Below are 11,599 nucleotides of genomic sequence, written 5' to 3' on the forward strand. Positions count from 1 at the left end.
ACACTGTGCAAAATCCTCATCTTCAACTGGAGCCACCATGAAACCTGAAAAAGCCAATCACGACCTCACCAGCAAACTGACCGGCTTACCCAACAATGTTGGCAACAAAATGGAGGAAGGCTTACATGCCATAGGCATTAACACCCCGAAGAAATCGAATACTATTTGCACACACCTCTCGAACCTCAGGTAACGACTATCGGCAACCATTGATGAATTTTGATCCAGCACTTGCCAGCAATACGATACTCGCCATAATTGGCCTATTATGGCTGGCACTAACCATTTACGCGGCATTTACCGTGCGCTGGCATATCGTGCGCGAATATCCATTTACCGTACATATCTTTTTTGCCACCTGTATCGGCCTTAGCTTATTGGCAATGATGCGTACAGGCGTCAAGCCCGGTCTTGGTATTCATCTAATTGGCTTGACCGCAGCAACCTTAATGATGGGCTGGCGACTTGCATTGCTGGCCGGCGCCATCAGCCAATGCCTTTTGGTCCTAACCGGCTATGAAGCCATCATTGCTCTCGGCATCAATGGGTTATGTCAAGTAATCATCCCTGTTGCTATAAGCTTCTGGTTTTGCCGCCTTTTACAACGCTTGTTACCGCACAATCCTTTTGTATTCACCATTGGTGCCGGCTTTTTTGGAGGCGCATTATCACTTGCTGCCGCACTGGCAACTTCGGCATTTTTGCTCCACGTACTTGGTGTCTATGATTGGACGTTGCTATGGGAAAAATATCTACGCTTTACATTAATCGCTATTTACCCCGAAGGCTTCATTAATGGTGTCTTTATCAGTTCAATGGTAGCCTTTCACCCTCGCTTAATCAGTGCGTTTAATCCTGACAGCTATTTTGGAAAGCATCCTTGATGCAGATTCTGATATGTTGTGATTACCGCCTTAGTGTTACTCAATCTAAAATCAATTAAGACCACATAATCTACTTCTCTAAAGGGTATGCTTACTTAATTTACTGATACACTACTTCCCTTCCTGCGCAATCAGGGTTGGCTATAATAGTTAAGGAAAAAACGTGGCACTTTTTCTCAAAGCACTACTCGGCGCCGCAGCCGTAGTTGTAATTCAGTTATTCAGTCAGAGTCGTTTGTTTTATCTCGCCGGGCTAGTACCGCTATTTCCGACTTTTGCACTAATCAGCCATTATTTGGTCGGCAGCCAGCGCAGCCCAAGTGACTTACAGGCTACAGCTCTCTTTGGCCTTTGTGCTTTGGTGCCTTACGCCGCCTACCTGATCAGCGTTTATTGCTTCACCACGCGCCTGCCTCTATGGATCAATTTATTCGCATCATCCTTGATTTGGTGCATATTTGCTGCAATCTTGATCTACTTGTGGCAGCGATACGTATAAAAAAAGCGCCATACTGGCGCTTTTTCCAGATTGATCATTTGCCCTTAGCAAAACTCATTGCGCACCACCAGCACCGAACGCCGCGAATGGCGCACAACCTTTGCTGTATTCGGACCGAGCAAATAATCAGCAAGTTCTGGCCTACTCGCCGACATCACAATCAAGTCTGCCGCAATCCGCTCAGCTGTATCCAAAATTGCTTTATACACTGTGCCATGGCCTATATGTAGGGTATGTGGCACAGATTGAGGCATATAATCTGCGCAGAACGTCTCTAGCCGATCTCGAACACACACCTCAGCCTGCTTCCCAACACTATCATCGTACAATGATTTAAACAAATAACCCGAAAATTCAGGCACAACGGCAATTAAATGTATTTCGCCATTAAAGGCTTCGGCTTGGCGTATCGCTTCTTGAACCGAGCGCTCTTCACGCACCGGATCAGATAAGTCCACCGGTAATAAAATAATCGTCTTGCCCATATGGGATGAATTAGGCATGATTTTGCTCTCCTACTTTGGCGGCTTGCGCCTTAATCTGTGCTTCTTCCTTCATTTTTTCCATCGTCCAGCCAGTAGCACCGAGGAATATCGACACAATCGGGCTAAGAATATTAAAGAATGCGAATGGTGCATAAGCCAAAGTTGGCACACCCAGTACACCGGCGAAAAATGCACCACAGGTATTCCATGGCACTAATACTGAAGTCACCGTGCCGGAATCTTCAACGGCACGAGAAAGGTTCTTCGGCATCAATCTCGCTTTTGCGTACGCAGCCTTGAACATCCGCGCTGGAACAACAATCGAAATATACTGATCTGAAGCGGTAACATTGGTGAACAAACAAGTCGCCACCGTAGCCCCAACCAATGTACCTGTACTGTGAACCAAGCTTAAAATGGCATCTGCAAGGCGTTGCAGCATACCAGTTGCTTCAAGCGTCCCACCAAACACCATGGCGCAGAAAATCAGCCAAATTGTATTGAGCATCCCAGCCATGCCGCCACGGCTGAACAAATCATCAATCACCTGATTACCCGTTTCGATCACAAAGCCATCAGCAAGAGAGGTCATCACAAACTCATAAACTTTACTCATGCTTCCATTGTCAGTTAAGTGGGCAAGTAAGTCTTGCTGGAAGACAAACGCAAACACCACCCCAAGAACCACACCGAACAATAGCGATGGCAGCGGTGGAATCTTGCGTGCAACCAAGACAATGGTCAAAACGGGCACAATCAACAACAAAGGCGTCGTATTAAAGTTGGTGCGGATCAACTCCATCACCGTATCAATCTGGTTGTTGTCCAGCGCGTCGCCGCGGTAAAAGAAACCCAGCACCAAGAACATCAGCAAAGCAAGAACAATTGCCGGACCCGAGCTATACACCATGTGGCGAATATGGGTAAACAAATCTGTGCCAACCATAGCTGGTGCAAGGTTAGTCGTTTCAGAAAGTGGCGACATTTTGTCCCCGAAATAAGCACCGGAAATTACTGCGCCAGCTGCCATGCCCAGCGGTATGCCAAGTGTATCGCCAATTGCAATCAAAGCCACACCAATAGTCCCAGCCGTTGACCAGCTGCTGCCAGTCGCCAGAGAAACCACACAGCTAATCACACAAGCGGCAAAGAGAAAAATTGTCGGATTAATCACCATCAAGCCATAGTAGATCAACAGTGGTACAACGCCTGACATAATCCAGCTCGAAATTAATGCACCTACGACCAACAAAATCAGCATCGCCTGCAACGACATACCGATAGAATCAATTGCTGATAGTTCAATTTTGCTGTAGTGCACGCCGAGTTTAAACACCCCGATAATCCCGGCAATAACTGCCGACAAGATCAGTGCAAACTGATTCGGACCATATGTTGCATTGTCCCCAAAAACGATGACGTTAAACGTCATCATAACAATCAGAAATACAATTGGAATCAATGAAATAATAATTGACGGTCGGATAGTATTTTCGCTGCCGACTTCTATATCTTTCTCTATATCTTTCATAAGAATGAGTCCTTTTATTTATATCTTTTATCAGCGCTTGGCAGCAAAGCAGAGCATCATTACCCTAAATTAATACACAATCGCGATTTGAATTATAGATGACAATACAGGAATTAACAAACAATGCTTAAAGTAAATAACCGCTATTATCTTAAAAATAGCATGGCTATTTTCTGGTCTAAACGATGCTCAAACGCTATAATAGATGGGTTTGACTAGCTAATCGGAGAAAAAAGTGCGCAAAGCAGCAATATTGGCGTTGGCAGATGGCCGCGTATTTTATGGCAGATCCATCGGCGCAGACGGTCAGTGCTGCGGCGAGTTGGTATTTAATACCGCGATGACTGGCTATCAAGAAATTCTTACAGACCCATCTTACAATGGGCAAATTGTTACCCTCACTTATCCACACATCGGCAATACTGGCGTTAACCAACTTGATGTCGAATCCGACCAAATACATGCCGCCGGTCTCGTTGTACGTGATGTGCCACTGCTCTACAGTTCATGGCGCAGCGAGCAATCTTTACCAGACTACCTCACAGAGCACAATATTGTCGGTATTTGCGATATTGATACCCGTGAATTAACTCGTCACCTGCGTACCCACGGTGCGCAAAATGCCTGCCTGATGACTGGCGACAATATTGACGAACAAGCCGCAATTGCCGCGGCCCAAGCGCAACCGTCCATGACAGGTCTCGACCTCGCACAAAAAGTCACCATTGATACCAAGCAAGACTGGCGCGGTGAAACCATCTGGTCACTCGACAGCAACACTTACGGCCAATTGCAAAGCCCAAAATTCCACGTTGTCGCTTACGACTTCGGTATCAAAACCAATATCCTGCGCCTACTCGCCGAGCACGGCTGCAAAGTCACACTCGTTCCAGCCAATACCAGTGCAGAAGAAGCGCTTGCACTCAACCCGGATGGCATTTTTCTGTCCAATGGACCGGGAGATCCTGAGCCACTGACTGATGTAATTGAAGCCATCCGTGTATTTATCGAGCGCAAAATCCCGCTATTTGGCATTTGCCTCGGGCATCAGTTGCTCGGCCTCGCTTGCGGCGGCAAGACGGTGAAAATGAAGCATGGCCACCACGGTGCCAACCATCCCGTGCAGGATCTGGAAACCGGTGCTGTAATGATTACCTCGCAGAACCACGGCTTTGCCGTTGACGAAGCATCATTACCAGCCAACGTTAAAGCTACCCACCGTTCACTGTTCGATGGCACATTACAAGGGCTTGCCTATACTGATGCACCGATCTTTGCATTCCAAGGCCATCCTGAAGCAAGCCCCGGCCCACGTGATGCCGAGTTACTGTTCGGACGCTTTATTGATGCGATGAACGCGCAGCAATAACACGGATATGTTTGGCATCATTGACCCTGTCACCTACCTACTTGGTACTATTGCCATAGTCCTGCTACCGGGGCCGAATTCTCTATTCTGTCTCGCAGTTGCAGGTCAATACGGCGTCGCTGCCGGCTACCGGGTAGCCGCTGCAATTTTTATTGGCGACGGGCTATTGATGCTGGCAACAGCTTTGGGCGCAGCAACATTTTTAAAAGCCAATCCGCAGTGGTTTGATCTATTGCGCTTGGCTGGTGCGCTGTACCTCGCTTTTCTTGGGCTCAAACTTTTGCTCTCAGCAAAGCAGCTTTGGGGGCAAAAGCCGACCAAAGCCAAGCCTATCACACGTCCACAACGCGTATTTAGCAAAGCTTTGACCTTGAGCCTAACCAATCCAAAAGCGATTTTATTTTTCTTATCATTTTTCGTACAGTTCGTCGATCCCGACTATCCATACCCACTACTGAGCTTTCTTATTCTCGCAGTCATACTGCAAATTTGTAGCCTGACCTACCTCAGTATTTTGATTTTTGGCGGTTCACGCCTCGCGCAGCACTTCCGCCAACATTATCGAGCAGGCGCAGCAACTATAGCTGCGATTGGCGTATTGTTCATCGGTTTTGCTGTGCGGCTATGGCAAACGAACCTGCAAACATGACCAGCAACCCAAGATTTTTTGTATTCAACCATTATTGACCGGATATCATCATGCCAAAACGTACCGACCTAAAATCCATTCTCATCATTGGCGCAGGCCCGATCATCATCGGGCAAGCGTGTGAATTCGACTATTCCGGCGCACAGGCGTGCAAAGCGCTGCGTAATGAGGGTTACCGCGTCATCCTCGTCAACTCGAATCCAGCGACGATCATGACCGATCCCGAAATGGCTGACGCGACCTATATCGAGCCTATTCAGTGGCAGACTGTAGAAAAGATCATCGCCAAAGAACGCCCTGATGCCATATTGCCGACCATGGGCGGGCAAACCGCACTGAATTGCGCCCTCGATCTCGACAAACACGGTGTTCTCGAAAAATACAACGTTGAGCTAATTGGTGCGTCGATTAAAGCAATTGAAACCGCTGAAGACCGCGACCTGTTCAAAAAAGCGATGGATGAAATCGGCCTCGGCAGTGCCAAATCATTTGCCGTCCACTCGATGGAAGAAGCGCGAGAAGCACAGGCAGAGCTCGGCTTTCCGGTCATTATTCGTCCGTCATATACCCTTGGCGGTTCAGGCGGCGGCATTGCTTACAACCGCGACGAATTTGAAGAAATTACCGCACACGGGCTGGATTTATCACCGACCAACGAAGTACTACTCGAAGAATCGCTGCTCGGTTGGAAAGAATTTGAAATGGAAGTGGTGCGCGACAAGGCGGACAACGCGATTATTGTCTGCGCAATCGAAAACTTTGACCCGATGGGCGTACACACTGGTGACTCGATCACCGTTGCTCCTGCGCAAACCCTGACCGATAAGGAATACCAAAACCTGCGCGACGCGTCTATTGCGATTCTACGCAAAATTGGCGTTGAAACCGGCGGTTCAAACGTGCAATTTTCCATCAATCCCAAAGATGGGCGCGTGATTGTTATCGAGATGAACCCGCGTGTGTCGCGCTCATCTGCGCTGGCTTCAAAAGCGACCGGCTTCCCGATTGCCTCGGTCGCAGCCCGTCTCGCGGTCGGTTACACCCTCGATGAACTGAAAAACGACATCACCGGCGGCGTGACTCCTGCATCATTTGAGCCAAGCATTGACTATGTTGTGACCAAAATTCCACGCTTTGACTTCGTCAAATTCAAGCAAAGTAATCAGAACCTCAACACGCAAATGCGCTCGGTCGGCGAAGTGATGGCTATTGGCCGTACCTTCAAAGAGTCTCTGAACAAAGCACTGCGCGGACTGGAAAACGGCTACACTGGACTTGACCAGCCCAAAGCAGTCGAAAACCTCGCCGAAGCGGTCACAACACCAACGCCATCGCGCATTTTCTATGTCGCTGAAGCCTTGCGCCAAGGCTGGAGTATTGAGCAAGCTTACCAAGCCAGCGCAATCGACCCGTGGTTCCTCGCACAAATTGCCGAGTTGGTTGATATGGAACAGCCATTGCGCGAACAAGGTCTGAATGTACTCGACAATCCATCAGCCCTGCTCGCATACAAACGCGCCGGCTTTAGCGACGCATTTATTGCCAAGTGCTGTGGCTGCAAGGAAAGCGAGGTACGCGCCCTGCGTGAACGCCACGACATTCATGCGGTATACAAGCGCGTCGATTCTTGTGCCGCCGAATTTGCCAGCGCTACAGCCTATCTCTATTCCACTTATGAGCCGTACTGTGAAGCCGAGCCGACCGACAAACGCAAAGTGATGATTCTTGGCGGTGGTCCTAACCGCATTGGTCAAGGCATTGAATTTGACTACTGCTGCGTCCACGCCGCACTGGCGCTGAAAGAAAACGATATTGAAACTATCATGGTCAACTGCAACCCCGAAACGGTTTCTACCGACTTTGATACCGCTGACCGCCTCTATTTCGAGCCACTGACCCTTGAAGATGTGCTCGAAATTGTACGCATCGAACAGCCTGATGGCGTGATTGTGCAGTATGGCGGACAAACTCCACTCAAACTCGCGCGTGCCCTCGAAGCCGAAGGCGTGAAAATCATCGGCACGCCACCTGATGCCATCGACCGTGCCGAAGACCGCGAGCGCTTCCAGGCATTGCTCAACGAGCTCGACTTGCTGCAACCGCCAAACCGCATCGCCAGCACCACCGAAGCAGCGTTGCAAAAAGCCGCTGAAATCGGTTATCCGCTAGTCGTGCGTCCGTCGTATGTGCTTGGTGGCCGTGCCATGGATATTGTTTACAACGATACCGACCTCGCTACTTATATGGACGAAGCAGTCATCGTCTCACCTGATGCGCCCATCTTGCTCGACCGCTTCCTCAACGATGCAATTGAAGTCGATATCGACGTAATTTGCGACGGCGAACAAGTCATCATCGGCGGCATCATGGAGCATATTGAAGAAGCTGGTGTGCATTCAGGCGACTCAGCCTGTTCATTGCCACCATATCGCCTGAGCCGCAACATCACTGACCAGATTGCCGAACAGGCACGCGCGATGGCGAAAGCACTCGGCGTGGTTGGCTTGATGAATGCACAATTTGCGGTCAAAGGCGAAACCATCTACATCCTGGAGGTCAACCCACGTGCGTCGCGTACCGTGCCATTTGTCTCGAAAGCGACCGGTCGTCCGCTGGCAAAAATTGCCGCACGCTGTATGGCTGGTTTCAGCCTCGCTGAGCAAGGTATTGCAGGTGACATCGTTCCTGAGCTATTCGCAGTTAAAGAGGCGGTATTCCCATTCGCCAAGTTCCAGAACGTCGACCCAATTCTCGGCCCTGAAATGAAATCAACCGGTGAAGTTATGGGCTTGGGTGAGACCTTTGCCGAAGCCTTCCACAAAGCCATCCGTGGCGCGGGTGAAAAACTGCCACAAGCGGGTAGCCGTGTATTTGTCTCAGTCAAGGACGAAGACAAAGGCAAAGCCATTGATATGTGTCGTGCATTGATCAATGCTGGCTATAGCATAGTCGCTACTGCTGGCACAGCAGCTACATTACAATCAGCCGGTATTAACTGCGAGCGTGTCAATAAAGTTGCTGAAGGGCGGCCACACATCGTCGATCACATCATTAATGGCGAAATTGACATGATCATCAACACCACTGCGGGCAAACAGTCCATTGCTGACTCGTTCTCGATTCGCCGCCAAGCATTGATGCACAAAGTGTTCTACATGACCACTATTGCAGGCGGTATTGCCACTGCACATGCCCTTGCCTACGACGATAAAGAAGAAAAAGTCCGCAGCCTTCAATCCTTAGCAGATAGCTAAGCATCGTTTTTGCGTTATAATACGCAGCATCAGGAAGCCTTGCTTGTCCGGCAAGGCTTCTTTCTTATTTATGGCTTTGCGATGGCAAGTAACAAAATTGCCACGCATCAAATCAAACCCACAATACCATTGAGGTAATCATGGCTCAAAAAATTCCAATGACTAAAGCTGGTTCAGATGCACTTCGTGCAGAACTCGAAAAACTCAAAGGCGAAGATCGCCCTCGCGTCATCAATGCCATTTCTGACGCACGTGAGCACGGTGATCTCAAAGAAAATGCTGAATATCACGCAGCACGTGAAGAACAAGGTTTTATCGAAGGTCGAATTCAGGAAATCGAATACAAACTTGGCAATGCTCACGTTATCGACGTAACTACCCTGCCACAAAATGGTAAAGTTGTCTTCGGAACAACTGTCGAACTGATGGATGTAGACAGCGAAGAAGAAATGACTTACAAGATTGTTGGCGAAGACGAAGCAAACATCAAAAAAGGCCTACTGTCTAATACTTCGCCAATCGCACGTGCATTAATGGGTAAAGAAGAAGGCGAAACTGTCGATGTAACCGTACCCGGTGGCAATAAAACTTTGGAAATACTCGCCGTACATTACCGCGCATGATACTCCGTGTTTGCACTGACCAAATCTCACTGATTACTCAGTGCTAACTTTTTGTGATCACGGTTAAAAGCTATGGTGAAACTTGATTTTGCCCCGGCAAAACGCATAACATGGTCAGCTTGAAGGATTATAAGGATAGGTATGTTCCAAGGTTCAATGGTCGCATTGGTTACACCAATGCTCAGCGACGGCGCAATAGACTGGCAGCGTTTGGAAAAGCTGATCGAATGGCATCTCAGCGAAGGCACTGATGCCATTGTATCGGTTGGTACGACTGGTGAATCAGCAACGCTCACCTACGATGAGCACAAAGCAGTAACACGCTTCACCGTAGAAATCGTGAACAAACGAATTCCCGTTATCGCAGGCGCTGGGGCAAACTCGACCCGTGAAGCCATAGAGTTATCCCTATCTGCATACCAAAGCGGTGTAGATGGAACGCTACAAGTTGCGCCTTACTACAACAAACCTCCACAGCGTGGTCTGTATGCGCATTTCGAGCAAATCGCCCGAGCAGTGCCTTTACCGTTATTGCTCTACAATGTGCCTGGGCGAACCTGTAGTGATATTCTTCCTGAAACCGTATCCGCACTGAGCAAAATCAGTAATATTATTGGGATCAAGGAAGCAAGTACCTATGAGCGCCTCAAAGAGCTCAATCTCGAGCTCGGGGAAGAACGAAGTGATGGTCAATTTGTCATTCTATCTGGCGAAGACGGTCTTGCTGCTCAAGCGCTATGCGATGGGCTTATTGATGGCGTCGTATCGGTTACCGCCAATATTGCGCCTCGCTTGATGCATGAAATGATCACAGCAGGCCTACAAGGCAATAAAGATGCTTGCCTTGAGGCAGATAAAAGCCTCCAGCAGCTACACAACGCATTATTTTGTGAAGCCAACCCTATTCCAGCCAAGTGGGCATTAATGCACATGGGCAAGATAGACAATGGCATCCGCCTGCCGTTAGTCGAACTAGAAGACTCACTGCAGCAAACCGTTCAGACCGCGCTCAATGCTGCGGGTATCAAATAAACACACTAGAGGAAATCCAGCGTGCAAAAACATATTAAATTCGGCATGGCTATGACTATAGCCCTCGGCTTAACAGCGTGTGGCTCTGGCGGCAATCTCAGTGAAATTATTCCCGACCGGCGCCCGGATTATCGAACCAGTAGTTTGGAAAACTCTTTAGAAGTCCCGCCGGACTTACTCGGCGCAACTATCGACAGCCAGTACAACATCCCTGATCTCAATCCATCAGCCATTGCCAATTACAATGCATATACTGAAGAGCGTGTTCAGCGTAATCAACGCGGCATGATTGAAGTATTGCCACCACTTGAAGGCGTTGATGTTATTGAGCAAAATGGACAGCTGCCTTATATCGTCATCAATGCACCTGCTGAAGTTGTCTGGCGTGCGGTTAAGCGCTACTGGAACCAAAATGGTATCCGTCTCGCGGTAGAAGAGCCATCAATAGGTATCATGGAAACAGATTGGCTGCTAAATCAAGCTGATCTGCCATCAACCGGCTTAGGTGGACTACTAGACAGCCTCCTCGGCTTTGTTTCTGATACTGGCGAGCGTGACCGCTACCGTATTCGCTTCGCGCGCAATGATGTTGGACAAACGGTGGTTACCCTTGTCTATACACAAAGTGTCGAAAAAGCAGAATACGAGGGTATGAGCAAAAAAGAAATTGCTGGCTACACGTGGCAAATCACTGACAATGACAACCCTGAATTACAGCTGGAAATGACGCGTCGTTTGGCTATCTACATTGCCAACGAACTGCGCCGCCAAGATCAGGTCAGTAATGACCAAATCCAGCAAACCGGTGCAACTCGCTTTGTTGAGCTTGGTCAATTGCAAAATGGCAACAGCGCATTGATTTTCAATGGCAGCTACGATCAAGCATGGCGTGCTTTAGCTGTTGGCTTGGACAATGCAAGTTTTGCCATTCAGGATGCTGATTTTAATAACGGTGCCTACCGCGTCCAATATCAGCCTCAATCTCAAGCTCAGGCTGACCCCGGCCTTTGGGATAAGCTATGGGGCAATAGCAACCAAGCAACAAACTATGACAACCAGCCGATCTACCTTGTCCGCTTAGCAGATCAAGGTGATCACAGCATTGCATTAGTACAAAATGCTGATGGCAGCAATGCATCACCTGCTCAGGCAACGCAAATCCTCGAGGCAATTTACGCCACAATGTAATAGCCTAAATCCAAGTAAAATCTCGCCACCTGTATCTCCTACAGGTGGCATTTACATTGCAAAGCTCGTGATAACACGTGCAAGA

Annotated in this window: 11 protein-coding genes; 9 read left to right on the forward strand and 2 right to left on the reverse strand. The window is 48.6% G+C overall.

Annotated features, from left to right (window positions below; translation table 11 throughout):
* Positions 1-37: 37 nt before the first annotated feature.
* From KRX19_04810 to KRX19_04820, 3 genes are all read left to right on the forward strand, one after another.
* The gene (locus KRX19_04810; GenBank protein ID MBV7434343.1) at positions 38-193 is read left to right on the forward strand and encodes a hypothetical protein; all 156 of its coding nucleotides are present in this window, start codon (positions 38-40) and stop codon (positions 191-193) included.
* 19 nt (positions 194-212) lie between these two features.
* The gene (locus KRX19_04815) at positions 213-884 is read left to right on the forward strand and encodes an energy-coupling factor ABC transporter permease (GenBank protein ID MBV7434344.1); all 672 of its coding nucleotides are present in this window, start codon (positions 213-215) and stop codon (positions 882-884) included.
* 163 nt (positions 885-1,047) lie between these two features.
* The gene (locus tag KRX19_04820; GenBank protein MBV7434345.1) at positions 1,048-1,383 is read left to right on the forward strand and encodes a GlpM family protein; all 336 of its coding nucleotides are present in this window, start codon (positions 1,048-1,050) and stop codon (positions 1,381-1,383) included.
* A 44-nt stretch (positions 1,384-1,427) separates the two neighbouring features.
* Here KRX19_04820 and KRX19_04825 read toward each other — a convergent pair whose 3' ends face one another.
* Both KRX19_04825 and nhaC read right to left on the reverse strand, forming a co-directional pair.
* Positions 1,428-1,886, reverse strand: a complete 459-nt coding sequence (locus KRX19_04825) for a universal stress protein (GenBank protein MBV7434346.1) — start codon at positions 1,884-1,886, stop codon at positions 1,428-1,430.
* Complete coding sequence (gene nhaC / locus KRX19_04830) at positions 1,879-3,399, reverse strand: Na+/H+ antiporter NhaC (GenBank protein MBV7434347.1); 1,521 nt, start codon at positions 3,397-3,399, stop codon at positions 1,879-1,881. The genes KRX19_04825 and nhaC overlap by 8 nt, the downstream gene beginning before the upstream one ends.
* A 235-nt stretch (positions 3,400-3,634) precedes the next feature.
* On the opposite strand from nhaC, the gene carA reads away from it, so the two are divergent.
* The 6 genes from carA to bamC all read left to right on the forward strand — a co-directional run bounded on the left by carA (position 3,635) and on the right by bamC (position 11,514).
* Complete coding sequence (gene carA, locus KRX19_04835) at positions 3,635-4,768, forward strand: glutamine-hydrolyzing carbamoyl-phosphate synthase small subunit (GenBank protein MBV7434348.1); 1,134 nt, start codon at positions 3,635-3,637, stop codon at positions 4,766-4,768.
* 7 nt (positions 4,769-4,775) lie between these two features.
* Entirely contained in the window at positions 4,776-5,417 is a 642-nt protein-coding gene (gene leuE, locus KRX19_04840) for a leucine efflux protein LeuE (protein ID MBV7434349.1), read from the forward strand.
* Positions 5,418-5,467: 50 nt separating this feature from the next.
* Positions 5,468-8,671 (forward strand): carbamoyl-phosphate synthase large subunit, encoded by a 3,204-nt coding sequence (gene carB, locus KRX19_04845; protein ID MBV7434350.1) that lies wholly within the window; start codon positions 5,468-5,470, stop codon positions 8,669-8,671.
* Between the two features lie 140 nt (positions 8,672-8,811).
* The gene (greA, locus tag KRX19_04850; protein MBV7434351.1) at positions 8,812-9,294 is read left to right on the forward strand and encodes a transcription elongation factor GreA; all 483 of its coding nucleotides are present in this window, start codon (positions 8,812-8,814) and stop codon (positions 9,292-9,294) included.
* Between the two features lie 141 nt (positions 9,295-9,435).
* Positions 9,436-10,326, forward strand: coding sequence for a 4-hydroxy-tetrahydrodipicolinate synthase (gene dapA / locus KRX19_04855; protein MBV7434352.1), 891 nt, complete (start codon positions 9,436-9,438; stop codon positions 10,324-10,326).
* 51 nt (positions 10,327-10,377) lie between these two features.
* Entirely contained in the window at positions 10,378-11,514 is a 1,137-nt protein-coding gene (bamC, locus tag KRX19_04860) for an outer membrane protein assembly factor BamC (protein ID MBV7434353.1), read from the forward strand.
* Positions 11,515-11,599 lie beyond the last annotated feature (85 nt).

Source organism: Cardiobacteriaceae bacterium TAE3-ERU3 (assembly GCA_019218315.1).
GTDB lineage: Bacteria > Pseudomonadota > Gammaproteobacteria > Cardiobacteriales > Cardiobacteriaceae > JAHUUI01.